The following is a 22,977-nucleotide window of genomic DNA, read 5'->3' on the forward strand; positions in this document are numbered from 1 at the left end:
TGCAGAGGACGGGAGCGAGGTTGACTTTTCGAGCCAGTGCGTACCTTCCCTCTTCTGATCTGAAGCGTTAGTACAGCAAGTGATTTCCCTCAAATCTGGCCTGTAGCAGTTCAAGTCGGTTCATAAGCTTCTGGAGCTTCTGCTCCTTCCTCTTTTTGACACTTGGTGGCCCATCAAAATAGCTCATCTCATTGCCCAGGAGATAGTCGATGAAGTCTTTTGGCTCGCAAGGCTTCGAGCCCATCCACTTGTGGAAGTTTCGATGAATGCTGCTGCTAATGGCGATCAAGTTTTCTTCATAGGCTGCCAGGTCGGGGCGTGAGCCGGCATCGAAAAGATGATGCGCCTCAAGTTCAACTGGATGCTGATCAGAGGCCAATGGTTTGTGGCCAGATACCGCACATCCAGAGCCGTCTTTTCGTAGTGCCCTCTGACGAACCTTTTCCTTCGCGGCCTTTACCCTTGCTTCGTGGCTTTCGAGTAGCTTTCGCTGGACCTCGAAACACTCTTCCGCCACATCGGCAACTGCTTTTACCCAAGCCTTTCGTGCCTTGGTGATCTTGCCTTTGTCCCTCATCGTCTTCGCCAGGCGCACGATGCCTCGCTGGCTCCAATGGCGCTTATCGTTGCCCTCAAAGCTATCAAAATGTACACCGATCTCTAAGCCCTCAGCACCTTCTAGGCCAGAGCTCTCTTCCTGTATCCGTGTGATGGTGCCAGCCATCCCTTTACCATTGGTGCCCAGCACCCTGACAACTGAGCGCTGCTCCAGAAAAACCAGATCACCTCGGATCTGGATGGTGCTTCGATCTTGGGTGACTTGAATGATCCGCCGTTTGACGAGTGTGCGGGTTACCCGCGCACGGTGCTGGGTAAAGAACTCATGAATCTTAGCCAAGATGCTCCCACCTTCCTTCTCCTCCAGGTACTTTGCGATAGCCATCACGCCTTCTTCGTAAAAGCGCCGGCTGCGAGCTTGGCCGGGCTCGTATTCAAAGAATTCTCCTTCTACCAACTCCCATTCATCATCGTTGTGGGCATCAAAGAACTGGCAGATGCCGTTGAGCTTCTTGGCGCTGATGCCAAGAATTCTGGCGGTCTCCTGAAAGGAGAAGGCATCACGTGATCGCTTGGATGTTGTCGTCATCGTCTTGATTAAAGGAAGGCGAGGAGGGAGTCACGCATTTTTTGGAGCCGCTCCATGACGCGCGGATCGCCGCCAACATCGGGATGGTGTTCCTTGGCGAGCCTGCGGAAGGCCTCTTTGATGTCTTCGGCGCTGGCTGTTGATGGATCAAGTGAGAACACATGCCACGGTCTGAAATTTTCTAAGACATCGATGCCGTTAATTGATGTTTTGCCAGTTTTGGCACGCTCGCTATGGGGAACTCCAACCCATTCCCGATAGAGCTTGAGCCAATCAGCCTTTGTTTTGAGATCAAATGTGCGGCCCGCCATCGCGAGGTTGAACTCACTTGACTTGCGTAGCTCCGTGGCGTTCTTGCTGCCAAACACCTTGCACACTGCCGACTTGAGCTCTGTCACGGTGAGAACAGGTTCAGGGAACGGCTTCCCGTTGATGAACTCCGCGAACGCCAACAGGCTTTCGGCATCGGGAGCCCCAGTCGAGAGGATCTCATCGATCCTGGCCAAGACCGCTGGCCGATCGAGCTTCTTGCGCGTTGGCGTCTTGGTGGCCACGGCTCAGTACTGCTGTTTGCCCTTGATAACCCCCCGAACGCCTCCGCGGGGGGATTTGTCATCACCTGTTCGCCTCGGGATCAGATGCCAGTGCGCATGGAACACCGTCTGCCCCGCCGCCTCGCCTGAATTCAGCCCCACATTCCAGCCGCTGATCGACGCGTCCTGGGCATGCAGCTGATCCCGCCGCAGCTTCAGCAGTTCCACCACGGCGTTCCACTCCGGCTGGTGCAGCTCCAGCCCGTCGGCCACATGACGACGCGGGATCACCAGGCTGTGCCCCTCGCTCACGGGATAGGCATCGGCGATGCAGAGCGCCAGCTCGTTCTCCAGCAGCACCCGGCCGCTGCCCTCCAGCGCGCAGAACACACAGCCCGCTTCGCGGTGGTCGTAGCTGGCCTGCACGCCGCGGAAGTCGGTGCAGTCGGTGTCGCGCTTGCCGGCGTTGCAGCGGAAGCAGAGTGCCTGCAGGTTGCTGATGGCGTCGGAGCCGCCCTGGTTCTTCGGGATGATGTGGTCCACCTCGAGGGCTAGCTGGTGCTCGTGCGCACCGCAGCACTCACAGCGGCCCCGGGCGCGGGTGAGCACCCTGTACTTCACTGAGCCGCTGATCGGGGTGCGGTGGCGGCTGCGGTGGGCAAACACCTCCTCGCCGCGCTGCTCGCGGAAGGCGTCGAGGCGCTGGCGGCACAGTTGCTGCAGCTCATCGCGCTCGGCATCGCTCAGTTCGTCGCCGCCGATCAGGCTGTAGGCGCCGTTGCCGTAGGCGGTGATGCCGTTGCCGGTGAGCACCTTGCCCACCATCCGCTTCACCCGCTCGGTGTAGTAGTCGACCTGGGTCACGTCTTCGCCCAGGATCCGCCGGGCCACGTCCTGCGCGGGGGCGGGGCTGCTCCTCCCCAGCAGCTCCATGAGCATGAGGGGTTGGTAGATGTGGCTCATGCGCATCCGCTCGGCGATGTAGTGCCGCAGGCGTTGGTAGGTGGCGGAGGGGGGCGGGGGCATGGGGCATCCTGGCTGGGGTGTGTCGGGGGTGGCACTTGTAGGGAGAAGCCTTGCTGCCGTGTCTTTGATCCATCCCATCGCGTCGTCCGCCTTGGAGTGTGCCTACGCTGAGTTCTCAGCCGTCCGCCGTGGCGATGACACCCATGTCTGACCTCCTTCAACTGCCCCAGAGCGAGCGCCTGGCCCTGGCGATCGCCCTCTGGGACAGCCTGGATGACGAGGCCAGAGATGGGGCGCTGCCGCTCGATCCCGACCTCTGCGCTGAGCTGGATCGGCGCTGGATGGTCCATCTCAGCAACCCTGACGCAGCTCTTGGCTGGGATGAGGTGCGCAGCCAGCTCGGCATCGGATGACGCTCCCTTCAGTGCGCTTCCTGCCGGAGGCGCTGGAGGAGCTCTTGGAAACCCAGCGCTGGTACGGAATGCGTGAGCAGGCGTTGGCCAACGACTTTGCCCAAACCGTTGCTGCTGCGGTGGAGCGCATTCGCCACAATCCCCAATCCTTCCCCTTGATTCACGGCCGGATCCCCAGGCTGGTGCTGAGTCGATTTCCCTATGCCGTCTATTTCCGCGAGCAGGGCGCTGAAATCCTCGTGATCGCTCTGCACGGCCGCCAGGATCCCGACCGCTGGCAGCAGCGCTCCTGAATGGGCGTTGCCTGCCCAGTGCTGGCATGGGTTCTGGCACCGGGAGGCACAGGGAAACCAGCGGGGGCCGCCACATCTTCAGCAGCTCCACCACGGCGTTCCACTCCGGCTGGTGCAGCTCCAGCCCGTCGGCCCCATGACGACGCGGGATCACCAGGCTGTGCCCCTCGTTCTCCACCAGCACCCGCCGCTGAACTCCAGCGCGCAGAACACACAGCCCGCTTCGCGGTGGCCGTAGCTGGTCTGGGGGCCGCGGAAGTCGGTGCGCCCTCTTGCGTAGGCAAACAGCCGTCGCGCTTGCCGGCGTTGCAACGGAAGCAGAGGGCCTGCAGGTTGCTGATGGCGTCGGAGGCGCCCTGGTTCTTGGGGATGATGTGGTCCACCTCCAGGGCGCGCTGGTGTTCATGGGTTCCGCTGCACTCGCAGCGGCCCCGGGCGCGGGTGAGCACCTGGTATTCACTGAGCCGCTGATCGGGGCGCGGTGGCGGCTGCGGTGGGCAAACACCTCTTCGCCGCGCTGCTCGCGGAAGGCATCGAGGCGCTGGCGACAGAGCTCCAGCAGCGCGTCGCGCTCGCCATCGCTCAACGCGTTGCCGCCGATCAGGCTGTCGTGGCCAACGCCATAGGCGGTGATGGCGTTGAGGGTGAACCTGGCCCAGCATGCGCTTTCCAGGATCTGGCGGGCCACGTCCTGCGCTCGGGCTGGGGCATGCGGGGATCCTGGCGGGGGTGAGACGGGGTTGGCACTTGCAAGAGGAGCAACACAGGCAAGCCAGGCCGCCATGTCAGCGCGTGATCGCCTTCACCCGGCCCCACTGCCTGGCGTGCCTACGTCCAGCGGGGGTAAGGTAACGGTGTGATCAGGTCGTTTCGTTGCCGCGACACCCAGGCCCTCTTTGAAGGCAAGCCGGGGCGCCGCTTTGGAAGCTTCGCTCGCGTCGCTTTCCGGAAGCTCGCCATCCTCGATGCGGCCGCCTGCCTCAACGATCTACAAGTTCCACCAGGCAATCGCCTGGAGCCACTCAGGGGGAACCGCCATGGCCAGCACAGCATCCGCATCAACGACCAGTTCCGGCTCTGCTTCATCTGGACGGAAGCCGGGCCAGAGGAGGTCGAGATCGTTGACTACCACTGACGTGATGCTCGTGCCCCCGGGCGAGGTGCTGCTGGAGGAGTTCCTCAAGCCGATGGGGATCAGCCAGTACCGATTGGCGCTGGCCATCAGCGTGCCGGAGAGCCGCATCAACGCGATCGTGAAGGGTCGGCGGGCGATCACCGCCGATACCGACCTGCGCCTCTGTTGTTTCTTCGGCCTGAGCGAGGGCTTCTGGCTGCGGATGCAGGCCAGCCATGATTTGAAGCTGGCCAAGCAAGCCTTGGAAACCGTGCTGCCGGCAATCGTGCCAATTCAACCAATGGCGTGAGCAGGCCTGGCGGTTCAGTGCCAGCAGATGCCGCCCGTCGCTCAGCTGCTCGCCGCCCACCAGGTCGACGGTGCCCTTCTCGCAGCGGGTGATGCCGTTGAAGGGGAACCCGGCCCACCATGCGCTTCCCAGGATCCGCCGGGCCACGTCCTGCGCTCGGGCGGGGGCATGGAGGGATGCGGGCGGCTGCCGGGGGACCGGGCCAGGTTTGGTTTTGGGCGGCCCGTCAGGCCATTGTCCCTGCTGTGATCCCTTCTGGGGTGGGCGTGATTCGGCTGCAGCCCACCCGGCTCCGGGGGTGTGGCTGTGCCGCCCCAGACCCTTTGCCCAGACAGGGGCAGCACCCCACCCACCACTGTCAGACTGGTAGTACTGGAGGGCGCCATGCAGGAAATCCTTTTCGTGGTCGAGGAAGCGGAGGATGGCTCCTTTCGGGCCAGCGCAGCCGCTGCCGCCATCCACACCGAGGCCGACACCCTTGAGGAGCTCCACCGGGAGATTCGCGACGCCGTCGTTTGCCACTTCGATCCGGGCCAGGCGCCACCCCTGATCCGCCTCCATCACGTGAGGCAGGAACTGCTGGCCCTGTGAGGATTCCGCGGGACGTCAACGGCCAGCTCTTGGCCGAGCGCCTGCGGCGCCATGGCTATGTGGTGACCCGTCAAACAGGTAGTCACATGCGGCTGAGCCGAAGCTCTGACGGCCAGCTGGGCTGTTCGATGGAAGAGGTGATCAGCAGCCTGGGCCTTTGAGGGCAGGGCTGTGAGGTTGATCGTGCGGATGAGCACGCGGCCCACCATGCGCTTCAGCGGATCCGCCGGGCGTCTGGGCCAGGTTTGGTTTTGGGCGGCCCGTCAGGCCATTGCACCTGCTGGAATCCCTTCTGGCGTGGGTGTGATGCGGCTGCAGCCAGCCCGGCGCCGGGTGTGGTTATGCCGCCCCAGTCCCCTTCATCCGCAGAACCAATAGGCATGCCACGGCAACGCCTGGGCCTCATCCAGCGGGGGAACGGACAAGAGCATCCGCTCTACCCCCTTGTCCACTCGCGCTGCCATCACGTTCACCACGACGGCGCCCCGGCGTGATGCCCTTGTCGCCATGCACCATCATGATCATGCGGATAGACACCGTCTACCCAGAGGGGCTAGGGGGCTTGAGGCCTGCTGTTCATCCGTGGCTGCCACCCCTCGCCTCAGCTGGAATCTGCGGGTCACGCCCGACGATCAGGCGCTGATTGATCGCGCGGTGCGTACCTCTAGCCTCACCCGAACCGACTTCGTCCTGCAGGCGGCCCGCAATGCCGCCCGTGAACTGCTGGTGCAGCAGGCCTGGCAGGCCGTTTCGCCCGAGCACTTTGACCAGTTTCTCCGCCAGCTCGATGCTCCGCCCAGCCCCACGGATCGCCTGCAGCGCACCATGACGGCACCGAGGCCCTGGCAACGCTGATGGATCTGCTGGCGCCCCAGCCGCTGGCGCAGCACCACAGCACCGTCAGCTTTAACTGCGGTGACTCCAGCCTCGACCACTGGCTCCAGCAGCGTGCCCTGGCCAACCAGCAAAGCGGTGCGACCCGAAGCTTCGTGGTGTGCAACGGCGACGGCATCGTCAAGGCGACTGTGGCTCTGGCCTCCGGGGCGGTGGCCGTGGCCTCAGCCCCTGGGCGTTTCAGGCGCAACATGCCCGATCCCATTCCAGTGGTGGTGTTGGCGCGGTTGGCGGTCTGTCGCAGTGTCCAGGGACGCGGCATCGCTCGCGCCCTGCTCGCCGATGCGTTCGAACGGGTGCTGCAGGCCAGCACACAGATCGGCGTGCGAGGCATCGTGGTTCATGCCGCCACCGCGGAAGCCCGCAGCTTCTATCTCCACATGGGCTTTGATCCCTCGCCCATCGACCCCGACACCCTGCTGATTCGTCTCTCCGATGTGGCGGCCACCTTGCCGTTCTGATCTGTGCGGCGCAGGGCGCAGCGGAGAACCCTGTACTTCACCGAGCCGCTGATCGGGGTGCTCGCGGAGGGCATCAAGGCGCTGGCGGCAGAGCTGCTGCAGCGCGTCGCGCTCAGTGTCGCTCAGCTCTACTGCTGAGCAGAAGCCTTCGGCTACGCCGCCCGCCAGGCCGTAGGCGCCCTGGTCGTAGAGGGTGATGCCGTTGAAGGGGAACCCGGCCCACCATGCGCTTCCCAGGATCCGCCGGGCCACGTCCTGCGCCGGGGCGGGGCTGCGGCGGCCGAGCAGTTCCATGTGCATCAACGCTTGGTCGATGGGGCTCATGCGCATGCCTACGGCCATCAGCCCAGAAGGCCTTCCACCTGTTCGATCAATGCCTCGGCTCTCTCGCACCAGGCCGTGCGATCCAGGCTGAGTTCTTCGGGTTCGTCGTCGTAGCGGTATTGCACAGCGAAGGAGGTGAAGGCCTGCAGTGGCAGAAGGTCCTTGACCTCAACTCCGGCCTCCTGCAACAGCAACAGCAGTCGGGAGATGTCGTGCGTCGAAGGCGGAGTGCTGCCGAGGTGGTGCAACCAGGCTTTGAGGGTCTTCTCCAGACACTGCTGAGCTGCCCAGCCCCAGCTGGCTTCCTCCACCACTGGATCCAGCAGACAGCGGGCCATCCTGAGGTCGCGGCGTGCGATGCGCAGCAGCCGCAGCGCTTCAGGCCTGGCCATCGAGCAGAACGCCTTCTCGCAGGGCCTCGCACACCAGGGAGCCTGGCTCTTTGGCTCGGCGGGCCACTTCGCTGCTCGAGTGGAGCACCAGGTCGACCGACAGATCCGGCTGGGCCACGGCACCCCAGAGGTCAGCCAGCAGCGCAAAGCGGTCGCGTTGCGCCAGCCAGGCATCAGGCACGGTGATCAGCAGGTCCACATCGGAATCGGCCCGGTCATCACCTCGGGCCCTTGAGCCAAACAGACGGACATCAGCAGCGGGAATTAGCTGGCGGATGCCGGCAACCATGCCAGCCAGCCTCGACTCGATCGGTTTGGAGGCTGTCGTGGCAGTCATGACTCCATTCTGACGGCCACTGGCTAGCTGGGATGACGAGCTGACGGGTCAGCGGCCTGGTTGCCGTTGCCGCTGAGCCCCCGGCCCTCCATCCGCTGCAGCCGCTCGGAGATGGTTGCGCGCAGGCGAAGGAAGGCAGCTGAGGGGCTGGAGACCATGGAGAAATGGTGGCGGCTGCCGGCCTCCAGGGCCAGGTTTGGCTTTGGGCGGCCCGTCAGGCAGGCGCCCCTGCTGGGATCCCTTCTGGCGTGGGCGCGTGGCGGCTGCAGCCAGCCCGGCTCCGGGTGTGGCTGTGCCGCCCCAGACCCTTTGCCCAGACAGGGGCAACATCCTGCCCACCGCTGCAAGACTGGTGTTACTAGAGGGCGCCATGCAGGAAATCCTTTTCGTGGTCGAGGAGGCGGAGGATGGTTCCTTCCGGGCCAGCGCAGTTGCCGCGGCGATCCACACCGAGGCCGACACCCTTGAGGAGCTCCACCGGGAGATTCGCGACGCCGTCGTTTGCCACTTCGATCCCGGCCAGGCGCCATCCCTGATCCGCCTCCATCACGTGAGGCAGGAACTGCTGGCCCTGTGAGGATTCCCCGGGACGTCAACGGCCAGCTCCTGGCCGAACGCCTGCGGCGCCATGGCTACGTGCTGACCCGTCAAACAGGTAGCCACATGCGGCTGAGCCGAAGCTCTGACGGCCAGCAGCAGCACCTCACCATTCCTGCCCACTAGCCCCTGAGGGTCGGTACCTTGCGGCAGATCCTCAAGGACGTGGCCAGCCAGCTGGGCTGTTCGATGGAAGAGCTGATCGGCAGCCTGGATCTTTGAGGGCTGGGCCAAGCGGCCGCTCACCCGGGCCGCAGGCATCGGGGCCGCTGATAGCTGGTCGCCACCGCAGCGCGTGCTTGCCCATCGGCTTGGGGAGCTGAAGCCGTTGCCGGTGAGCACCTTGCCCACCAGGCGGTTCCCAGTATCCGCCGGGCCACGTCCTGCGGCGGGGCCGGGCTGGCTGTTGCCTGGCAAATCCGTGGCCGAGCAGTTCCAACCGCTGCGCGGAAGCCGATGGCTACAGCATCAGGGGCTGGTTGATGGGTCTCATGCGCATGCGCTTGGCGATGTAGTGCCGCAGGCGCTCGTAGGTGGCGGAGGCGGGCGGGGGCATGGGGGCATCCTGGCGGGTGTGAGACGGGGGGTGGCACTGGTGAGGGAGAGGCCCAAACGATCCCCATGCCAGCGCCACAACCAGCTCACGGTCGTGATCTGCTGTCCCCCTTAGGCTGGGGAAGCCAGGAAATCGTCATGACAGACCAGCTTGGGCGTATCACCCTCAACCCTGAGATCTGCCATGGAAAGCCGACCATCCGCGGCTTGCGTTATCCCGAGGAGATGGTGCTCGAACTGTTGCCAGCAGGGATGAGTGCGGCCGACATTCTTACCGATTGTCCAGATCTCGAGGCTGAAGACATCACCGCAGTGCTTGAGTACGCAACCCAGCTTTCTAATATTCAGCGGGTTGATCTCCTCTCTGCATGAGGATCCGGCTGGATGCCCAGCTCCCTCGATCTCTCGTTCGGCCGCAGTCATCTCTTGCGCGGCACTCCCGCCAGGCTTCTGATTGTGGCTACAGGCAACATCGGCAACCAGGATTTCAGCGCCCTGCTGCTTCGTGTTCTGCCGGAGCTGAACCGGCAGTTTGAAACCCATGTCCTCATGGAGTTCAGCCGGAAGGCATTGGTTGTGAGGCATTGAACGTCAGTGAACTCGGCGCCGATGAACCGCTTGACCACCTGGCTCATGCGCTTCCGCTCGTCGACGGAGTGCCGTAGGCGCTGGTAGGTGGCGGAGGGGGGCGGGGGCATGGAGCGATGCTGGCGGCTGCCGGGCGGCCGGGCCAGGTCTGGTTGTGGGCGGCACGTCGCGCCAGTGCCCTTGCTGGGATCCCTGCTGGCGTTGGCGTTTGGCGACGGTCGCAGGCCTGCGCCTTTCTCCGCGCCAATGGCTGGAAGAGAATGGGGGCACACCGGCAAGACCAAGCGGAACCATGTTGATCGGAGTTGATGGTGATCACCCCATTCACAGGGAGTGGATGGAGCAGGCTCCTTCGGCGGTGCATCTCGGCGCCGACGATCTGCCTTTCGTGGACATTGGTGCCGGCAATCTGCTGCGGGTGCTCCAGGTGTTTCCCACCGAGAACGTGTGGGTCACCGAGAACATCTTCATGAAAGATTTCGAAAGCCCGATGCACATGCACACCGGCAGTGTGTGGGGCCATACCTTTTCCGGTTCCTGGAAGTACCTGGAATCGGATTTCGTCAACCGCGCCGGCTCCTTTCTATTCGAACCCGCTTCATCGGTGCACACCCTCAAGATCCTTGAGGACAACACCCACGTGCGCTGGCACATCCATGGCGCCAATCTCAACATCGACGCCGAGGGATCCATCGCCAGCATCGTCTTCGGCAAGGCGCGCCTCGACACCTACCTGAAGCTGTGCGAGGAGCAGGGATTCGGACGGCCTCCCGTGCTGGTGCTGTGAGCGCTCCCCAGGGCGGCCCATCACGGAGCCCGGTCCTCCGCCCCATCACCGTGCTCGCCCTCCAGTTCGCGGGCCTGATCGCCATCGACCGGGTGGCGATTGTGCTGACGCCCCATCTGCCGCTGCCGCTTCCCTCCAATCTCGTCGGCATGCTGCTGCTGGCCCTGCTGCTGCTCACGGGGCTGGTGCGGGAGTCGTGGCTGGGGCAGGCGGCGGCTCTGTTTCAGCGTCACCTCGCCTTCTTCTTTGTGCCGATCGCGGTGGGGCTGATGGCCTACGGCAGCCTGCTGCGCAAGCACGGGTTGATGCTTCTGCTGGTGATCCTGGTCAGCACGGCGGCAGGAATCGCAGCGGCGGGTTGGATCGGCGCCCGGCCCGGTCTCGGGGAACGGCCGCCGGCGCCCGCGCCATGACCCTCACCCTCCTGGGCCTGGCGCTCACGGTGCTGGCCTATGCGCTGAGCCGCTGGATCAACCGCCGCTATCCCTTGCCCCTCACGGTGCCGGTGCTGCTGAGCACCCCCATGGTGATGGTGGCGATCACGCTGGCCGGCAGCGGGCTTGAGGGCTACCGCGGCGCCAGCGACGCCATCACCTGGTGGCTCGGTCCCGCCACCGTATCGCTGGCCGTGCCGCTGCATCGCCATCGCCAGGTTCTTCTGGATCATGGCGTCAGGGTGGCGGCGGCCGTGGTGGGCGGCACCCTGGTGGCCATGGTCACAGCCGTGACCCTGGCGCGACTGCTGGAGCTGGACGTCCCACTCCAGGCCGCCCTGGGTCTGAAGAGCGCCACGGCCCCGGTCGCCATCGCCCTGGCCCACCAGGTGGGTGCCGACGCTCCCGTGGTGGCGGGCATTGTCGTGGCATCGGCGCTGCTCGGCACGATCCTCGGTCCGTCCTTGCTCACCCACCTTGGGGTCCGCAGCCCCCTGGGTCGGGGGCTGGCGCTGGGGACCATCTCCAGCGGCCAGGGAGTGGCCCAGGCGTTCCGCGAGGGAGAACTCACCGGCGCGATCGCCTCCGTGGCCATGGCTTTGGCGGCCGTGGCGGTGGCGTTGCTGGCCCTGCCCCTGGCGCTCTGCCTCGGGCGCTCCTGAGCGGCTGGAGGTCCATGGATTCCAACCGGCGTGTGAGGTGGTGCTGGCTGGGGTGGCTGATCCTGCCCAGGCGCTGATCGGGACGCGCTGCCGCAACGGCTCCTGCGCGACCCCAAACCGCTGCCAGAGTGGGCGAGCTGCGGCATTCCATGCCCCACCACGGCCCGCCCCTGGCCCCACCGATCGACCTGACCCGCCTCCTGGCGGCCGGCCTGGGGCGCGACCCGGCGGCACCGGCGCTGCAGGACCTCGAACACAGCATCGGCTGGGCCGAGCTCGAGCGGCAGGCGGAGCAGCTGGCCAGGGCCTATCAGCGGCTGGGGCTGCAGCGGGGTGACCGGCTCGCCTCCCTGATCCCCAACCGGGTGGAGCTGGTCGTCCATTACCTAGCGGGGCTGCGCAGTGGCCTGGTGCTCACCCCCCTCAACTACCGCTACGTGCCCCCGGAAATCGACCATGCGCTGACGGTGAGCGGCACCGCGGCCCTGGTGTTCCACGGCGAACGGCTGGCCGATGTGCGGGCCAGTGCCGTGGCGGGCCAACTGCCGCTTGGCTGCCACCGCATCGACGATCCCACCGGGTTCGACGAGCTGCTGGCTGCGGCACCCGCCGGCGGCGAGGCTCCGCCCTGGCCCGATCTGGCCGCGGATGATCCCTGCTTCATCTTCTTCACCTCCGGCAGCACCGGCCGGCCCAAGGGCGTGACCCACAGCCGGGCCAGCTTCGCCGCCGTGCTCACCTCCCTGATCCAGGCCATCGAACTGCGGGCCGGCGAGGAGGTGCTGGCCGGCAGCTCCCTGGCCCACATCGCCTCCTGTGCCCTCGTGTTGGCCGCCCTGGCCGGCGGCGCCTCCGCGGCGATCGCCAGCCGCATCGATGCGCCCACCGTGGAAACCCTGCTGCGGCGCCATCGGCCGTCGGTGCTGCTGATGCTGCCCGCCGCCCTGTTCGAGCTGCTGCGGGATGACCGGTTGCTGCCGACGGATCTGGCTTCGGTGCGGCTCTGCATCAGCGGCGGCGACAAGGTTCCCCATCAGCTGCAGGAGGAGTTCCGCAGCGCCGCCGGCTTCGGGATCGACGAATGCTTCGGCATGAGTGAGATCGGCTACGCCACCCTGGCGCCCCCTTCCGGCCCGAACCGGATCGGCTCCGTCGGCCGGCTCTGCCCGGGGTTCAGCGCCAGCCTGCGCGACGAGGACGGCAACGAGGTGGCCCCGGGCGAGCAGGGGCGCCTCTGGATCCAGGCCCCCTCCCAGATGGTGGGCTACTGGGACAACCCCGAAGCCACCGCCGACACCATCCGGCAGGGCTGGCTGGACACCGGCGATGAGATGCGCGTCGATGCCGACGGCTATTTCTGGTTCTGCGGCCGCCGCAAGCAGATCATCGTCCACGACAGCTCCAACATCTGCCCCCAGGAGGTGGAGGAGGCGCTCTCTGAGCATCCGGCCGTGGATCTGGTGGGGGTGATCGGCATCCAGGACCCGGTGCACGGCGAGAACGTGCGGGCCTACCTGACCCTGCGGCCCGATCAGCCCGCCCCCAGCGAAGCCGAACTGATCGCCTTTGCCCGGGCCCGGGTGGGCTACAAGGCGCCGGAGGAGATCCGCGTGCTGCCTGAGCTGCCCCTCACCCCCGTGGGCAAGACCGACCGACTGGCCCTGCGGCAGCTGGCGGCGGAGGGGCTGCATGCCGGTTGAGGCCTCCCTGCTCGACTGGATCGGCAACCGCGGGCGCCGCTGCAGCGTCGGCGAGGCGGCCGCCGGCACCGGCCTGTCCCTGCAGGAGGTGGAGCCGGGGCTGCTGGCCCTGGTGGCCGAAGTGTCCGGTCATCTGCAGGTGGCCGAGGACGGCACCCTGCTGTTCGTCTTCCCTCCCGCGCTGCGGATGCGGCTGCTGGCCCTCAGCGGCCGCCGCCGCCTGCAGGCCCGGCTGCAGGCGGCCCTGCGCCTGGCCGCCCGCCTGATCCGGCTCAGCTTCGGCCTGGTGCTGCTGCTGGTCACCACCCTGGTGGTGCTGATCCTGTCGGTGCTGCTGATCGTGCGGCTGTTCAGCAGCGACGACGGCGACGATGCCGGCCTGGCGTTGCTGCAGGGGCTGGCCCAGGTGCCCCTTTCGATCCTGGATCTGCTCGCCTCCGGCATCCGGGCCCCGGCGCGTGAGGGCTCCTCCTCCGTCACGCCGCAGCAGCTGTGGAGCCTGCTCTGGGACCTGCCCGGCGAGGGCGCCGATCCGGCCGCCCTGGGCTTCCTCAGCGCCGTGTTCTCGATCCTGTTCGGCGATGGCGATCCCAATGCCCGCCTCGAGCCGCAGCGCTGGCGCCGCATCGGCGCCTTCCTGCGCAAGCGTGGTGGCGTGGTGATCGCCGAGGACCTCGCCCCGCTGCTCGATCTGCCCGACTGCCCCTCCGATCCCGACCGACGCCGTGACCTCGCCGATGCCGCCATGCTGCCGGTGCTGCTGCGCTTCGACGGCCGCCCCGAGGTGAGTGAGGACGGGGACCTGATCTATGGCTTCCCCTCCCTGCCCGCCCGCGCTTCCCGCGTTGATGGGCCGGTGCCGCCGCTGCGCGAACGGGCCTTTCGCTTCAGTCGGGCGGGACGCGGGCAACGGGTCGCCTATGGCCTCATCGTCGGGGCCCTGCTGGTGCTCGCGCCGTGGCTGCTGGCGATCACGCCCGCCTGGCTGCCCTCCGTGGCTTGGCTGGCCCGATTCGCCATCGGCTACGCCCTGTTGCTGCTGCTCCTGCCCCTGGCCCGCCTGCCGCTGCAGCACTGGCGCAACCGCGCCATCGCCGCCCGCAATCGGCGCCGCCAGGCCTGGGCCGAGGCGGCCCGCCACGCCGATCCCCAGCTGAAGCGCCGCCGTGCCGTCGCCCGCCGACTGGGCGCCACCGAGGCTGGCCGGCCGGCGCCGCGGGTCGTGTACGACAGCGGCCGCGATCTGCTGGAGCAGTCCATCGACGACCTGGACGCTGGGCCCCGGCCGATCGCCTGAGACAATCCACGCTCGCCTGTGCCCAGCCAAAGACATGTCCGTTCTCGGCAGAGAGGCGATCCTGCAGGCGATCGAAGCGGGCGCGATCGGGGTCACGCCCTTCGTTCCCGAGCGGCTGGGCCCCGCCTCGCTCGACCTCACCCTCGCCCCCACCTTTCGCGTGTTCCGCAAGGTGCACGAGGTGATCGAGGTGCGTGAGCACACCGACTACCGGCAGCTCACCGAGAAGATCAAGGTGCCCCAGCAAGAGCACATCCTGATCATGCCGGGCGAAACGGTGCTGGGCATCACCCAGGAGCGGCTGCGCCTGGGGCCAGGTCTGTGCGGCTGGCTGGAGGGTCGCAGCCGTTTTGCGCGGCTGGGCCTGATGGTTCACATCAGCGCCCCCTTCATGGGGCCGGGGATCGACAGCCAGCAGGTGCTGGAGATGAGCAACTTCGGCCCCGCTCCCCTGGCCGTGATTCCCGGCACCGCGGTCTGCCAGTTCGTGTTCCAGAAGCTGGAGGGGAGCGAGATCTATGCCGGCGGCTTCGCTGGCCAGACGGAGGACTCCTTCTGACAGCCCTGTCGTTCCTGGTGCGGTACGGGGGTGCTGCCGGCTCTGCCTCTGATCTGCGCGACTGGGGGCTGCGGCAGCAACAGTCAGAAAATGCCCAGAGTTTTCTTCTTGCAGTAACCGGCGCCGATGTTCATCCAGCCCGATTCGCAGGGCTTGCCGTAGGTGGGCCTCACTTCGTAATAGATGGGTGAATTGCAGTGCTGCTTGAGGTCATTCACATACCCCAGCGGGCACTGGTCGTAGCCCGGAAGCTTGGGGATCCGCTTCTGTGCCACCGCCGCCCCGGGGATCAGCAGCGGCAGTGTGAGCAGCGGCAGGCCCAGGAGCCTGGCGGCCAGAGCGCAGCGTGACGTCTTCATGGCGCGAGGATCCAAGGGCATCATCCAGGAGTCTGATGGCCTGGCGGCAGCCAGCACAACCAACAACCGCACCATCGCCGCAGGGATGGGCCGTGCCCGCCGCACCTCCGTTGCTTTGCTCGCCATGACCCTCCCCCTCCAGGCGATCCCCACCGCACGGGTGGCTTCCGCCGCGCAGGTGGCTACCGGCGCTTGGGTTGCGCTGGGGCGATGACCAGCAACCCACGCCACCGTCGCGCCAAGCTCCGCCGGCTGCTGCGCGCCCTGCTGTTCGTGGTGGCCCTGGCCGGTGCGCTGGCCTCCCTGGTGGTGTTGCTGCCGCTCACGCTCTGGGGCCTGCTCTACTGCGCCATCAAGACCCCACTCGACTGTCTCGCCTCCCTCGCGGTGCTGCTGTTGCTGTGGCTGGCCGCTTTCTCCCTCGTGGCCCTGGCAGTGCTGGGCGCCAGGCGGTTGCGGAAGCCTGACCCCTAGCGCGACGCCGTGGCCGCCGGTATGGCCTGGGGCAGTCTCACCCCCCAGCCGCTATCGGTGCGTCGCCTGTGTGCCTCAACAGGATGTCCAGATCGCAACTCTGGAGCTGGAACGTTATCCGCAGCCAGATCGAGCGGCGGAGCAAGGGCGTTCATCAACCAATGTCACCCCAATGCTTTACCGCATTGACACCCAACCACGCGGCATGCGGCACAATTTCATGATCCGTCACTTCAGATGACAGACAGAGGCGGTGCTTTAATCCCAACCACCAGAAACTCGCGCTTACTGCCTCAAACGTGGCGAACGTTCGGACAACGATTAAGTCCGATCAGCCAATGAACAGGACTTGCTTCACAGGTGGCCAACAAGCCAAACCAGCTTGAGCACACTCAGGCTAACTCATGAAGAGAGACATTCCAAAGCTCTTTGTCTCTGGCAACGTTCCGTGGGTTCAGCCCAGTTCATGCCAGGTGTGCACTTGAATGATCAGATCATGAAGGTCGCCACCACCGCTGCGTGATCGGATGCCGGGTCGGATTTGCGCTCGGTGGGAACCTCATTCACCGATGGCAGCCGGTTCGTCGCCAGAACGGTGCGGGCGTCTGGGATGTTCCTGGGGTTCACGAGGCGGTGACTGGCAAAGATGTGATCGATCAATTCACCACGGCCCTTGAACACCCGGGTGTAGGGAGGCTCTGCGGGTGGCTCGCCATCCGGCGTGACGTTGAGGCGCGGAGCCAGATTCCACATCCGGTAGCCGTCTCCCTTGTCGCCAGTGAGGAACCCTGCGGTCTCAAGCTCTGAGCCCGTCGGACCCTGAATGATCTGGGTGGTGGCGGCATCGGGCTGGTCGTTGAGGTCCCCGCAGAACACCACGGCCTTCTCACGCCCCAGTCCGTCATCGGGATCGGGCTCTCCGGCACTGGAGGAGAGGATCGTATTGATCCGGTCGCGGATCGTCAGCGCCTCCCCGGTGCGACGGTAGAGCGCGTAGGCCGCATAGCGGTAACGCTCGTCCTCATCCTTCGGGCTGAAGTTGCCCTTGGGCCGGGGATAGCTGATCAGCTTCGATTTGAAGTGGGCGGTGATCACGGTCACCTCCGTACCGTCAACCTCCACCACCACCTCCAGGGCGCTGCGGCCCATGGCGGCGAGTAGCGATTCATCGGCGACGGTGCCCGGCTTGTCGAAGACCGGATCCTTCTGCTGCACCGGACGGATCAGATCCGGAAACGTGCTGATGGACCGGATACCGCTCAGAGGGCGGGTGGAGAGGATCGCCACGCGGATGGCACGGCTCGGTTCTCCGCCGGCTTCCGGGACTCCTTCCGCCGCATGGGGCATCGAACGGGTCAGGGCCTGCTGCAGAGCCGCCAGAGCGCCGTTCGGACCGATCTCCTGGAGAGCCAGCAGATCAGGCTGCTCTTCGTCGATCACGGCGGCGAGCTTGGTGAGTTTGTCCTGGAATTCCTGCTCAGCCTCCGGCTTCGAGGGATCAGGAAGGAACAGGTTCTCCACATTCCAGTTCATCACTTTGAAGGCCGTCATGGAGCTCCCGATCGCTTCAGTCTTCACTGGGATATAGCAACGTCAGGTTAAAATTGCATGTAGGCAGATGTTCAAGCAGCCTGGGTCGGTGAGCTCAGGCGTGGCAGACCACCGCCCCCAGCTGTTTCACTGAGGCGTGACCGGGCCAAGCCGCGGCGCCTGAGAGGGATCCACGAGGGGCGGCAGGGGTGCGTTGGACGCGGGTTGATCGGCGTTCTGCGTGTAGGCCACGGTGTAGAGCTGCGGCTCGGCCTTCAGAACCAGTCCCTTCAGCCGCTCCAGATGCTGCGCAAAGACAGGGCTGGCGCGCATGGCCAGATAGGCCTCGACGGAGCTGAAGTGGGCGTAGTTGACGGCGCGGGTGCGATCGAGGCTGAGGTGCAGGTTGGCGCTCAGGCTGCCCGGAAAGACGCCTTGCAGGCGCTTGTATTCGCTCACCTGGGTGGCCACGAAGGCCTCGGCCTGATCTGGATCCAGATGAAACACGTTGATCAGCACGATGCCATCGCCGACGCTGATCGTGTTGACGGGAAAGCCGTTGTCAGAGCTGGCAGTTGTTCCGGTCATTGATGACGTGCAGGGAAGGTCTCAGAGGATGCCGCCATTCACCTGAAGCGTCTGTCCGTTCACCCAGCGGGCGTCATCGGAGGCGAGAAAAGCCACCACATCCGCCAGATCGGCGGGTTGGCCGAGGCGACCCAACGGAGTGGCAGCGATCAGATGGGCCAGGGCATCGGCTGGCATCACCAGGCCGTCGGTGTCGGTGACCCCGGGGCCGATCTGGTTGACGGTGATGCCACGGGGGCCGAGCTCCTTGGAGAGGGCCATGCCGAACTGCTCCACCGCCGCCTTGCTGGCGGCGTAGAGACCTGCGGCGGGCAGGGCCTGGCGGGTGGCACCGCTGGCCAGATTGATGATCCGGCCACCGTCGGCCACGTGGCGGGCCGCCTCCTGCAGGGCGAAGAACGTGCCGCGGGCATTGGTGCCCATCACGTGGTCATAGTCCTCTTCCTCGATGTCAGTCGTGGGTTTGAACACGGATACCCCGACGTTGTTGACGACGATGTCCAGATGACCGAATTGCTCGAGCACGGCAGCGAACAGGGCCCGGGTCTGGCTCACCTGGCTGAGGTCGGATTGGTGTGCCAGGGCCCGCACCCCACCTGCTCGAATCGCATCCGCCACGGCCTCTGCCTTCTCGCGATTGCCGGCGTAGGTGAGCACCACATCGGCTCCATCACGCCCCAGCCGCTCAGCGATGGCCCGGCCGATGCCGCGGGATTCGCCCGTGACCAGGGCCACCTTGCCTTGCAATCGCGTCATCGTCGTTGTGGTGGCTCGAGGACGGTGGGGATCGATCGGCAACCTATGGCGGCCCGCCATGGAAAGGAAGGGCTTACCTTCAGGTGCGTTGCCGGGCCAGGCTCGCCATCTCCAATGAGCGCAACCCTGCCGACGGGGACTGATCCCATCGAAGGCACCACCTTCGTGAGAGCTGCCCTCAAGGTGTTGCAGGGCAAGTGGACCTTGCCGATCCTCTGGCAGCTGCGGGAGACCCCTCAGCGCTACGGAGATCTGCGCCGCGCGATTCCAGAGATCAGCGACAAGGTGCTGACCCAGCACCTGCGCGACCTGGAACGCGGCGGGTTGGTGGAGCGGGAGGTGATGCCTGCCAAACCGCCGCAAGTGAGTTATCGCTTCAGTGCTTACGGCCGCAGCCTGATCCCATTGATTCAGTCACTCTGTGCCTGGGGGGAGCAACATCTGCAGCGCCAGGATCGCTTCGAATGATCTCCCAGTTCCGGTGGGCCTGCATGCCGCCGAGCTGTTCGGATCCAACGCATCGCTGATCACCACGTTAAGCCGAGGCCCTGCAACCGGGCCTGGCCCTTGGCATCTGCAAGGCACTCGGCTGTTCGGCTCGGGATGGCGTCCGATCGGGTGAATTGGTGGTTGAAGCGCATGTCCTGGCTGCGGCCTGCTCGATATCGCTGGGTCCGATCTGCGTGCAAGACAGGAACTCGCTGAGTGCCATGGGTGCCGCCACTCGGGCTGCTTGTCTCTTGTTGACTTAACGGTTGATGCAGGCCTCATCGTCTGGAATGGGTCGGCAGCACGGTGATCGATCCGTTGTTCTCCAGAATGGCCACGTGCACATCGTTGATCGATCTGTCGTTTGCCCGTTACTCGTAGCAGAACGAGCAGAAAGATGTAAACGACGGCTCCGCGAAGCACGAACTCCCAGATCGGAATGGCAAGTTTCCACAACCACCACTCCTGAAGGGTATGCCGGCAAGCTTAGGCCCAGGCTCCAGGAGTTCTTTGCCAATCAAGCAACGAGCTGCTGGCCACTGTGGTTCGTCCACTGAGGCTCTGTGGAGCCTGCCCAACGGCAAAGGCATCACATTCATCTTGGGCCGCCATCGGCTGGGCTGCTGGGTCGCTTCCGGCACCTGCCGGCCTCGCATCAATGGTGAGGGAACGTTCGTGGACCTTCGCAACTGATTCGATTGCGTCGGCCACACCGTCGCGCCGGTGCCGGCGGTGGGTGGCTTGGTGCGCTGACTGTAGCAGAGGGTCGTGTTCTGAAAGCAACTGGAGAAAGCGATCAGGCCATCAGCAACACAACGTCATCAGCGAATCTGTCTGTTGGTCTCCACACTCTGCCCTTCATCTGCAGGAATTGGGGAGTCAGCGTGGGTAGACCGGAGGCCAAGGAAGCCCAATTGTGTTGCATACCATCCCGCTGCTGGCCGCCACCTGTCTGTCGGGATTCGCCATGCTGCAACTGATGTTCAGGATCGGATCATCGTGATCGGTCTTTGGCACGTACGAAATGCGGCTGACTCAAGCCGGAGCGCCCCCACCCCCTGATCCGGGGCCCGGTGGGCGGAGGAGTTCATCGGTGAGCTCGGGGCGGCGCTGGAGAGGCTGGAGCCGCGCCCCTGAGCGTGGGGAAGATGGAAGGGCGTCCGGCCCCCCCCTCAGACTGAGCTGATGACCCCAGCCTGGGCCCACAGGCCGCTCCGTAGTGAGCTTGGACCCTGGCGCCTGGCCGGGCTCCCAGATTCACGGTGTCTACAGTGAAGAGACAACGGCATAGCGCTTGCAAACTTGATGACTGTCAGCGTTATCACTCCAACCAGGCTTCTGCCAGATCGGCTCAGCATGTTGGTGGAGTTGAATGAGAGCCTGAGGAATAACGATTGCTTGGTCGAACACGTTGTTGTTGTTGATGGTGCCAGCCGGGAAGACCTTCCGCCTGAACTCTGCGAATGGGCTACTGTCATTGCAACAGGGCGGTCCATCGGCCAAGCCGCCGCTCGCAATTTGGGCTTGGTGGTTGCAAAAGGCGAATGGATTACCAGCGCCGATGACGATGACTGGCTTCATCCGCAGTCGATTGACAAACGACTGGATGCAATCCGCAGTCATCAAGGTGCACTTTGGTCTGCGGGATACTGCACGGATGATTCCAAGATCGACCCAGGAATCGTGCCAGCAGGCCCCAGCTCCCCCGGAGACATCTGGCGTGCCTGGCCAACACCGAAGGCCAGTATCCCCTTGGGGCCAACAACGCTGCTCGTGGAAGCCAACCTTCTGAAGCGGGCTGGTGGCTGGATGGGCTTACCTCAAGGAGAAGATCTTGGCATGATGATGGCCGTGACCTGCATGGCACCCGGGGTGGTGATTGATGCCCATGTTTATCATATTCGGTTGCATGGGGGCCAGATGACGAAAACAACCTGGTTTGACGACCTGGAGCTTCTTTCAAGACGTTGTGCATGGGAAAGAGGTGAGCGGATTCTGCTCCAATCAACCCAAGCTTCCGCGTCTTGGGCCCTTCGTTCTGCTCAGATGATCAGCCCGGTTGAACTTGATCGTCGATTCTCTGCATCCAGCATGACTGTCGGGTGATTCTGCAGGAAGCCGCAGTTGATCCTGAGTAGCCCGATGAACCTTCTTCAGCTCATGCTCTCGGGTCTGTTCCTGGCGGTGCAGGTGGCCCCGGCCACCATGGCCGCACCCGAGGTTCGCGCCACGGTGCTCTCGATCGGTGACGGTGACACGATCCGGGTGCAGCAGGGCCAGCAGCGGCTCACAATTCGGCTGGCCTGCATCGATGCCCCCGAGATGACGCAGGCTCCCCATGGCGTCAACGCCCGCCGTTACCTGCAGAGCCGGCTGCGGCTGGGCTCCAGCGTGACCCTCAGGCCCCAGACGGTGGATCGCTTTGGCCGCACGGTGGCGGAGGTGATCGGGGATGTGAACCTCAACCTCGCGCTGGTGGAAGACGGCATGGCGTTTGCTTACCGCCCATACCTGGCCCAATGCAACGCCAAGGAGTATCTGGATGCCGAGTTCCGGGCGTCCCGCAGCCGCTTCGGGGTGTGGAGGGTGCCGGGCGGCATCACCCGTCCCTGGGATTTCCGGCGCGGCAGAACGTCGGGCCGAGCAGGCAGCGGCACCGAGTCGATTCCTGGTGGCCGGAGGTATCGCTGCAGTGAAATCGTGTCCTTTGCACGCGCACAGGAATTGCTGCGCCAAGGCCACACCTACCTGGATGGAAATGGTGATGGTGTGGCCTGCGAAAGCCTCCGCTGAGGGGACGGAGACCCGCACCTTCTTGCTCTGGCCACCAACAGCCTGATGGTTGTGGTCCAGCCGATTGATGCTCCATCACCATGGCCCACCGGATCTGAACTGCTCGCCAAGGTCAAGGAACTGGCTGAAGTCTCCAAATCAGATCTGCTGCGGGAGGCGGGTACTGTCAGCACCAAGAAGGATGGGGGTGAACGCCTGAACTTCACGGCGTTCTCTGAGGCGTTGCTGGAAGCCAAGGGCGTGAGCCTGGGTGATGGCAACAGCAAGAGCAAAGGCAAGGGTGGCTGGACCTTCAGCTATGTCGCCACTGTGTAGGGCAACGGCAACCTGCTGATCGGCAAGGCGTACTCCGCCCTGCTGGACCTCAAGCCTGGCGATGAGTTTGAAATCAAGCTGGGCCGCAAGCAGATCCGCCTGGTTCCTGCTGGTGGGGCTGACGACGAGGAGTGAAGGTCGCTGGGCTGGATCCCCTGCGCTGATAACGGCTACAAGCTCACCCGTCGTTGCGGCGTCAGCAAGGCGGAGATCTGGACCATCGGAGTGGCGGCTTGAAGGCCTGGCCGATGGGGAGCGAGCCTCTCAACCCAGCCCGCCCAGGCGGATCAGCGCTCCCACCACCACAAAGGCGATCGCCAGGGCAGTGGTGCCACGGATGTGCCAGGCCAAGCCACTGAGGTTGTCGTCTCTGAGGTTGGGGATCAGCCGCAGGCGGGCATGCACGGCCAGTGCCGCGGTACCGACCAGCAGCAGCAACTTGGTGCCCACCTGCAGGCCGATCGGGTTCTGTGGGTTGAAGAGCCCCTGGAAGTGGGGAAGGTAGATCCAGCCCATTCACAGGCCGGTGACCACCTGGATGGCGAGAGCGGTGAGGCCCAGCGGCTCGAACGTCTCCTCGAAGGCGCGGATCGGCGCCGCCCGACCCTCGCGCAGGGCGCGGGGCAGCACGCCCAGATCCAGCACCAGATGGCCGCCGGTCCAGACCGTGGCGGCCAGGGCATGCACAATCACCAGCAGCGGGAACACAGCCGTCTCAA

At 65.0% G+C, this 22,977-nt stretch carries 36 protein-coding genes and 1 pseudogene; 24 read left to right on the forward strand and 13 right to left on the reverse strand.

What is annotated here, in order from left to right; genetic code table 11:
• Positions 1 to 67: 67 nt before the first annotated feature.
• The 3 genes from ACWJI3_RS02675 to ACWJI3_RS02685 are packed head-to-tail and all read right to left on the reverse strand — an operon-like array spanning position 68 to position 2,706.
• Positions 68 to 1,147, reverse strand: coding sequence for a hypothetical protein (locus ACWJI3_RS02675; RefSeq protein WP_480202767.1), 1,080 nt, complete (start codon positions 1,145 to 1,147; stop codon positions 68 to 70).
• Positions 1,148 to 1,155: 8 nt separating this feature from the next.
• Positions 1,156 to 1,701 carry a DnaJ domain-containing protein gene (locus ACWJI3_RS02680; protein WP_480202768.1) on the reverse strand — a complete coding sequence of 182 codons (546 nt, stop codon included), beginning with the start codon at positions 1,699 to 1,701 and terminating at the stop codon, positions 1,156 to 1,158.
• 3 nt (positions 1,702 to 1,704) lie between these two features.
• Positions 1,705 to 2,706, reverse strand: a complete 1,002-nt coding sequence (locus tag ACWJI3_RS02685) for an HIT domain-containing protein (RefSeq protein ID WP_480202769.1) — start codon at positions 2,704 to 2,706, stop codon at positions 1,705 to 1,707.
• A gap of 143 nt (positions 2,707 to 2,849) precedes the next feature.
• Between ACWJI3_RS02685 and ACWJI3_RS02690 the strand changes: the two genes are divergently transcribed.
• Both ACWJI3_RS02690 and ACWJI3_RS02695 read left to right on the forward strand, forming a co-directional pair.
• Positions 2,850 to 3,059: an addiction module protein gene (locus ACWJI3_RS02690; protein WP_480202770.1), complete on the forward strand. Its 210-nt coding sequence runs from the start codon at positions 2,850 to 2,852 to the stop codon at positions 3,057 to 3,059.
• The gene (locus tag ACWJI3_RS02695; protein ID WP_480202771.1) at positions 3,056 to 3,352 is read left to right on the forward strand and encodes a type II toxin-antitoxin system RelE/ParE family toxin; all 297 of its coding nucleotides are present in this window, start codon (positions 3,056 to 3,058) and stop codon (positions 3,350 to 3,352) included. Before ACWJI3_RS02690 ends, ACWJI3_RS02695 begins: the two co-directional genes overlap by 4 nt.
• Here the strand turns inward: ACWJI3_RS02695 and ACWJI3_RS02700 are convergent.
• Positions 3,268 to 3,801 carry an HNH endonuclease gene (locus ACWJI3_RS02700; RefSeq protein WP_480202772.1) on the reverse strand — a complete coding sequence of 178 codons (534 nt, stop codon included), beginning with the start codon at positions 3,799 to 3,801 and terminating at the stop codon, positions 3,268 to 3,270. The two genes, ACWJI3_RS02695 and ACWJI3_RS02700, sit on opposite strands and share 85 nt — an antisense overlap.
• Positions 3,802 to 3,833: 32 nt before the next feature.
• Here ACWJI3_RS02700 and ACWJI3_RS02705 point away from each other — a divergent pair, with 32 nt between their 5' ends.
• The 7 genes from ACWJI3_RS02705 to ACWJI3_RS02735 all read left to right on the forward strand — a co-directional run bounded on the left by ACWJI3_RS02705 (position 3,834) and on the right by ACWJI3_RS02735 (position 6,860).
• The gene (locus ACWJI3_RS02705; protein WP_480202773.1) at positions 3,834 to 4,085 is read left to right on the forward strand and encodes a hypothetical protein; all 252 of its coding nucleotides are present in this window, start codon (positions 3,834 to 3,836) and stop codon (positions 4,083 to 4,085) included.
• A 123-nt stretch (positions 4,086 to 4,208) separates the two neighbouring features.
• Positions 4,209 to 4,487, forward strand: coding sequence for a type II toxin-antitoxin system RelE/ParE family toxin (locus ACWJI3_RS02710; RefSeq protein WP_094510598.1), 279 nt, complete (start codon positions 4,209 to 4,211; stop codon positions 4,485 to 4,487).
• A gap of 4 nt (positions 4,488 to 4,491) precedes the next feature.
• Positions 4,492 to 4,776, forward strand: coding sequence for a HigA family addiction module antitoxin (locus tag ACWJI3_RS02715; RefSeq protein WP_198948224.1), 285 nt, complete (start codon positions 4,492 to 4,494; stop codon positions 4,774 to 4,776).
• 384 nt (positions 4,777 to 5,160) lie between these two features.
• Positions 5,161 to 5,367 carry a 2-oxoisovalerate dehydrogenase gene (locus ACWJI3_RS02720; protein ID WP_197159272.1) on the forward strand — a complete coding sequence of 69 codons (207 nt, stop codon included), beginning with the start codon at positions 5,161 to 5,163 and terminating at the stop codon, positions 5,365 to 5,367.
• Between the two features lie 582 nt (positions 5,368 to 5,949).
• A complete protein-coding gene (locus tag ACWJI3_RS02725; protein WP_480202774.1) occupies positions 5,950 to 6,222 on the forward strand; it encodes a type II toxin-antitoxin system TacA family antitoxin in 273 nt (90 codons plus the stop codon).
• Positions 6,222 to 6,722, forward strand: coding sequence for a GNAT family N-acetyltransferase (locus ACWJI3_RS02730; RefSeq protein ID WP_480202775.1), 501 nt, complete (start codon positions 6,222 to 6,224; stop codon positions 6,720 to 6,722). The genes ACWJI3_RS02725 and ACWJI3_RS02730 overlap by 1 nt, the downstream gene beginning before the upstream one ends.
• Before the next feature lie 3 nt (positions 6,723 to 6,725).
• Entirely contained in the window at positions 6,726 to 6,860 is a 135-nt protein-coding gene (locus tag ACWJI3_RS02735) for a hypothetical protein (RefSeq protein WP_480202776.1), read from the forward strand.
• Between the two features lie 203 nt (positions 6,861 to 7,063).
• On the opposite strand, the gene ACWJI3_RS02740 is transcribed toward ACWJI3_RS02735, so the two are convergent.
• The 3 genes from ACWJI3_RS02740 to ACWJI3_RS02750 are packed head-to-tail and all read right to left on the reverse strand — an operon-like array spanning position 7,064 to position 7,933.
• Entirely contained in the window at positions 7,064 to 7,438 is a 375-nt protein-coding gene (locus ACWJI3_RS02740) for a HEPN domain-containing protein (RefSeq protein ID WP_480202777.1), read from the reverse strand.
• Entirely contained in the window at positions 7,425 to 7,775 is a 351-nt protein-coding gene (locus ACWJI3_RS02745; protein WP_158217407.1) for a nucleotidyltransferase domain-containing protein, read from the reverse strand. The genes ACWJI3_RS02740 and ACWJI3_RS02745 overlap by 14 nt, the downstream gene beginning before the upstream one ends.
• 23 nt (positions 7,776 to 7,798) lie before the next feature.
• Entirely contained in the window at positions 7,799 to 7,933 is a 135-nt protein-coding gene (locus ACWJI3_RS02750) for a hypothetical protein (RefSeq protein ID WP_480202778.1), read from the reverse strand.
• 212 nt (positions 7,934 to 8,145) lie between these two features.
• Here ACWJI3_RS02750 and ACWJI3_RS02755 point away from each other — a divergent pair, with 212 nt between their 5' ends.
• The 9 genes from ACWJI3_RS02755 to dcd all read left to right on the forward strand — a co-directional run bounded on the left by ACWJI3_RS02755 (position 8,146) and on the right by dcd (position 14,954).
• Complete coding sequence (locus ACWJI3_RS02755) at positions 8,146 to 8,352, forward strand: 2-oxoisovalerate dehydrogenase (RefSeq protein WP_480202779.1); 207 nt, start codon at positions 8,146 to 8,148, stop codon at positions 8,350 to 8,352.
• Between the two features lie 713 nt (positions 8,353 to 9,065).
• The gene (locus ACWJI3_RS02760) at positions 9,066 to 9,299 is read left to right on the forward strand and encodes a DUF433 domain-containing protein (protein ID WP_480202780.1); all 234 of its coding nucleotides are present in this window, start codon (positions 9,066 to 9,068) and stop codon (positions 9,297 to 9,299) included.
• A 12-nt stretch (positions 9,300 to 9,311) separates the two neighbouring features.
• Positions 9,312 to 9,515, forward strand: coding sequence for a hypothetical protein (locus ACWJI3_RS02765; protein WP_480202781.1), 204 nt, complete (start codon positions 9,312 to 9,314; stop codon positions 9,513 to 9,515).
• Between the two features lie 292 nt (positions 9,516 to 9,807).
• The gene (locus ACWJI3_RS02770; protein ID WP_198948214.1) at positions 9,808 to 10,302 is read left to right on the forward strand and encodes a 2,4'-dihydroxyacetophenone dioxygenase family protein; all 495 of its coding nucleotides are present in this window, start codon (positions 9,808 to 9,810) and stop codon (positions 10,300 to 10,302) included.
• A 50-nt stretch (positions 10,303 to 10,352) separates the two neighbouring features.
• On the forward strand, positions 10,353 to 10,715 hold the full coding sequence (locus ACWJI3_RS02775) for a CidA/LrgA family protein (protein WP_480202782.1): 363 nt from the start codon (positions 10,353 to 10,355) through the stop codon (positions 10,713 to 10,715).
• Positions 10,712 to 11,398: an LrgB family protein gene (locus ACWJI3_RS02780; protein ID WP_480202783.1), complete on the forward strand. Its 687-nt coding sequence runs from the start codon at positions 10,712 to 10,714 to the stop codon at positions 11,396 to 11,398. Before ACWJI3_RS02775 ends, ACWJI3_RS02780 begins: the two co-directional genes overlap by 4 nt.
• A gap of 149 nt (positions 11,399 to 11,547) precedes the next feature.
• The gene (locus tag ACWJI3_RS02785; RefSeq protein ID WP_480202784.1) at positions 11,548 to 13,098 is read left to right on the forward strand and encodes a class I adenylate-forming enzyme family protein; all 1,551 of its coding nucleotides are present in this window, start codon (positions 11,548 to 11,550) and stop codon (positions 13,096 to 13,098) included.
• Positions 13,088 to 14,395 (forward strand): hypothetical protein, encoded by a 1,308-nt coding sequence (locus tag ACWJI3_RS02790; protein WP_480202785.1) that lies wholly within the window; start codon positions 13,088 to 13,090, stop codon positions 14,393 to 14,395. Before ACWJI3_RS02785 ends, ACWJI3_RS02790 begins: the two co-directional genes overlap by 11 nt.
• Before the next feature lie 34 nt (positions 14,396 to 14,429).
• A complete protein-coding gene (gene dcd / locus ACWJI3_RS02795) occupies positions 14,430 to 14,954 on the forward strand; it encodes a dCTP deaminase (RefSeq protein WP_480202786.1) in 525 nt (174 codons plus the stop codon).
• A gap of 83 nt (positions 14,955 to 15,037) precedes the next feature.
• Here the strand turns inward: dcd and ACWJI3_RS02800 are convergent, their stop codons facing one another.
• The gene (locus tag ACWJI3_RS02800) at positions 15,038 to 15,313 is read right to left on the reverse strand and encodes a hypothetical protein (protein ID WP_480202787.1); all 276 of its coding nucleotides are present in this window, start codon (positions 15,311 to 15,313) and stop codon (positions 15,038 to 15,040) included.
• On the opposite strand from ACWJI3_RS02800, the gene ACWJI3_RS02805 reads away from it, so the two are divergent.
• Both ACWJI3_RS02805 and ACWJI3_RS02810 read left to right on the forward strand, forming a co-directional pair.
• Entirely contained in the window at positions 15,312 to 15,527 is a 216-nt protein-coding gene (locus tag ACWJI3_RS02805; RefSeq protein WP_480202788.1) for a hypothetical protein, read from the forward strand. The genes ACWJI3_RS02800 and ACWJI3_RS02805 overlap by 2 nt on opposite strands.
• The gene (locus ACWJI3_RS02810; protein ID WP_480202789.1) at positions 15,524 to 15,787 is read left to right on the forward strand and encodes a hypothetical protein; all 264 of its coding nucleotides are present in this window, start codon (positions 15,524 to 15,526) and stop codon (positions 15,785 to 15,787) included. The genes ACWJI3_RS02805 and ACWJI3_RS02810 overlap by 4 nt, the downstream gene beginning before the upstream one ends.
• Positions 15,788 to 16,276: 489 nt before the next feature.
• Here ACWJI3_RS02810 and ACWJI3_RS02815 read toward each other — a convergent pair whose 3' ends face one another.
• The 3 genes from ACWJI3_RS02815 to ACWJI3_RS02825 all read right to left on the reverse strand — a co-directional run bounded on the left by ACWJI3_RS02815 (position 16,277) and on the right by ACWJI3_RS02825 (position 18,661).
• The gene (locus ACWJI3_RS02815; RefSeq protein ID WP_480202790.1) at positions 16,277 to 17,338 is read right to left on the reverse strand and encodes an endonuclease/exonuclease/phosphatase family protein; all 1,062 of its coding nucleotides are present in this window, start codon (positions 17,336 to 17,338) and stop codon (positions 16,277 to 16,279) included.
• 126 nt (positions 17,339 to 17,464) lie between these two features.
• Positions 17,465 to 17,905: a putative quinol monooxygenase gene (locus ACWJI3_RS02820; RefSeq protein WP_255141697.1), complete on the reverse strand. Its 441-nt coding sequence runs from the start codon at positions 17,903 to 17,905 to the stop codon at positions 17,465 to 17,467.
• A gap of 21 nt (positions 17,906 to 17,926) precedes the next feature.
• A complete protein-coding gene (locus ACWJI3_RS02825) occupies positions 17,927 to 18,661 on the reverse strand; it encodes a glucose 1-dehydrogenase (protein ID WP_480202791.1) in 735 nt (244 codons plus the stop codon).
• 165 nt (positions 18,662 to 18,826) lie between these two features.
• On the opposite strand from ACWJI3_RS02825, the gene ACWJI3_RS02830 reads away from it, so the two are divergent.
• The 4 genes and pseudogenes from ACWJI3_RS02830 (at position 18,827) to ACWJI3_RS02845 (ending at position 22,393) form a co-directional block, all read left to right on the forward strand.
• A complete protein-coding gene (locus tag ACWJI3_RS02830) occupies positions 18,827 to 19,129 on the forward strand; it encodes a winged helix-turn-helix transcriptional regulator (RefSeq protein ID WP_480202792.1) in 303 nt (100 codons plus the stop codon).
• A gap of 1,326 nt (positions 19,130 to 20,455) precedes the next feature.
• Positions 20,456 to 21,256 carry a glycosyltransferase family 2 protein gene (locus ACWJI3_RS02835; protein ID WP_480202793.1) on the forward strand — a complete coding sequence of 267 codons (801 nt, stop codon included), beginning with the start codon at positions 20,456 to 20,458 and terminating at the stop codon, positions 21,254 to 21,256.
• A gap of 36 nt (positions 21,257 to 21,292) precedes the next feature.
• Positions 21,293 to 21,943 carry a thermonuclease family protein gene (locus ACWJI3_RS02840; RefSeq protein ID WP_480202794.1) on the forward strand — a complete coding sequence of 217 codons (651 nt, stop codon included), beginning with the start codon at positions 21,293 to 21,295 and terminating at the stop codon, positions 21,941 to 21,943.
• Positions 21,944 to 21,988: 45 nt separating this feature from the next.
• Positions 21,989 to 22,393 (forward strand): annotated as a pseudogene (locus tag ACWJI3_RS02845) (AbrB family transcriptional regulator).
• Between the two features lie 129 nt (positions 22,394 to 22,522).
• Here the strand turns inward: ACWJI3_RS02845 and ACWJI3_RS02850 are convergent.
• Positions 22,523 to 22,774, reverse strand: a complete 252-nt coding sequence (locus ACWJI3_RS02850; RefSeq protein WP_480202795.1) for a hypothetical protein — start codon at positions 22,772 to 22,774, stop codon at positions 22,523 to 22,525.
• A complete protein-coding gene (locus tag ACWJI3_RS02855) occupies positions 22,775 to 22,966 on the reverse strand; it encodes a hypothetical protein (RefSeq protein ID WP_480202796.1) in 192 nt (63 codons plus the stop codon). It lies immediately after the preceding gene.
• Between the last annotated feature and the right edge of the window lie 11 nt (positions 22,967 to 22,977).

The sequence above is a fragment of the Marcopretia estuarina LEGE 06307 genome (assembly GCF_056633115.1).

What these genes read in the sequence shown, in the direction of transcription:
- ACWJI3_RS02800 (WP_480202787.1), bottom strand. Translation starts at nt 15,313, where the DNA reads ATGAAGACGTCACGCTGCGCTCTGGCCGCCAGGCTCCTGGGCCTGCCG.
- ACWJI3_RS02740 (WP_480202777.1), bottom strand. Translation starts at nt 7,438, where the DNA reads ATGGCCAGGCCTGAAGCGCTGCGGCTGCTGCGCATCGCACGCCGCGAC.
- ACWJI3_RS02755 (WP_480202779.1), top strand. Translation starts at nt 8,146, where the DNA reads ATGCAGGAAATCCTTTTCGTGGTCGAGGAGGCGGAGGATGGTTCCTTC.
- ACWJI3_RS02730 (WP_480202775.1), top strand. Translation starts at nt 6,222, where the DNA reads ATGGATCTGCTGGCGCCCCAGCCGCTGGCGCAGCACCACAGCACCGTC.
- ACWJI3_RS02690 (WP_480202770.1), top strand. Translation starts at nt 2,850, where the DNA reads ATGTCTGACCTCCTTCAACTGCCCCAGAGCGAGCGCCTGGCCCTGGCG.
- ACWJI3_RS02765 (WP_480202781.1), top strand. Translation starts at nt 9,312, where the DNA reads ATGCCCAGCTCCCTCGATCTCTCGTTCGGCCGCAGTCATCTCTTGCGC.
- ACWJI3_RS02825 (WP_480202791.1), bottom strand. Translation starts at nt 18,661, where the DNA reads ATGACGCGATTGCAAGGCAAGGTGGCCCTGGTCACGGGCGAATCCCGC.
- ACWJI3_RS02815 (WP_480202790.1), bottom strand. Translation starts at nt 17,338, where the DNA reads ATGACGGCCTTCAAAGTGATGAACTGGAATGTGGAGAACCTGTTCCTT.
- ACWJI3_RS02805 (WP_480202788.1), top strand. Translation starts at nt 15,312, where the DNA reads ATGGCGCGAGGATCCAAGGGCATCATCCAGGAGTCTGATGGCCTGGCG.
- ACWJI3_RS02770 (WP_198948214.1), top strand. Translation starts at nt 9,808, where the DNA reads ATGTTGATCGGAGTTGATGGTGATCACCCCATTCACAGGGAGTGGATG.
- ACWJI3_RS02810 (WP_480202789.1), top strand. Translation starts at nt 15,524, where the DNA reads ATGACCAGCAACCCACGCCACCGTCGCGCCAAGCTCCGCCGGCTGCTG.
- ACWJI3_RS02840 (WP_480202794.1), top strand. Translation starts at nt 21,293, where the DNA reads ATGAACCTTCTTCAGCTCATGCTCTCGGGTCTGTTCCTGGCGGTGCAG.
- ACWJI3_RS02790 (WP_480202785.1), top strand. Translation starts at nt 13,088, where the DNA reads ATGCCGGTTGAGGCCTCCCTGCTCGACTGGATCGGCAACCGCGGGCGC.
- ACWJI3_RS02820 (WP_255141697.1), bottom strand. Translation starts at nt 17,905, where the DNA reads ATGACCGGAACAACTGCCAGCTCTGACAACGGCTTTCCCGTCAACACG.
- dcd (WP_480202786.1), top strand. Translation starts at nt 14,430, where the DNA reads ATGTCCGTTCTCGGCAGAGAGGCGATCCTGCAGGCGATCGAAGCGGGC.
- ACWJI3_RS02695 (WP_480202771.1), top strand. Translation starts at nt 3,056, where the DNA reads ATGACGCTCCCTTCAGTGCGCTTCCTGCCGGAGGCGCTGGAGGAGCTC.
- ACWJI3_RS02750 (WP_480202778.1), bottom strand. Translation starts at nt 7,933, where the DNA reads ATGGTCTCCAGCCCCTCAGCTGCCTTCCTTCGCCTGCGCGCAACCATC.
- ACWJI3_RS02685 (WP_480202769.1), bottom strand. Translation starts at nt 2,706, where the DNA reads ATGCCCCCGCCCCCCTCCGCCACCTACCAACGCCTGCGGCACTACATC.
- ACWJI3_RS02715 (WP_198948224.1), top strand. Translation starts at nt 4,492, where the DNA reads ATGCTCGTGCCCCCGGGCGAGGTGCTGCTGGAGGAGTTCCTCAAGCCG.
- ACWJI3_RS02720 (WP_197159272.1), top strand. Translation starts at nt 5,161, where the DNA reads ATGCAGGAAATCCTTTTCGTGGTCGAGGAAGCGGAGGATGGCTCCTTT.
- ACWJI3_RS02675 (WP_480202767.1), bottom strand. Translation starts at nt 1,147, where the DNA reads ATGACGACAACATCCAAGCGATCACGTGATGCCTTCTCCTTTCAGGAG.
- ACWJI3_RS02835 (WP_480202793.1), top strand. Translation starts at nt 20,456, where the DNA reads ATGACTGTCAGCGTTATCACTCCAACCAGGCTTCTGCCAGATCGGCTC.
- ACWJI3_RS02780 (WP_480202783.1), top strand. Translation starts at nt 10,712, where the DNA reads ATGACCCTCACCCTCCTGGGCCTGGCGCTCACGGTGCTGGCCTATGCG.
- ACWJI3_RS02850 (WP_480202795.1), bottom strand. Translation starts at nt 22,774, where the DNA reads ATGGGCTGGATCTACCTTCCCCACTTCCAGGGGCTCTTCAACCCACAG.
- ACWJI3_RS02785 (WP_480202784.1), top strand. Translation starts at nt 11,548, where the DNA reads ATGCCCCACCACGGCCCGCCCCTGGCCCCACCGATCGACCTGACCCGC.
- ACWJI3_RS02745 (WP_158217407.1), bottom strand. Translation starts at nt 7,775, where the DNA reads ATGACTGCCACGACAGCCTCCAAACCGATCGAGTCGAGGCTGGCTGGC.
- ACWJI3_RS02760 (WP_480202780.1), top strand. Translation starts at nt 9,066, where the DNA reads ATGACAGACCAGCTTGGGCGTATCACCCTCAACCCTGAGATCTGCCAT.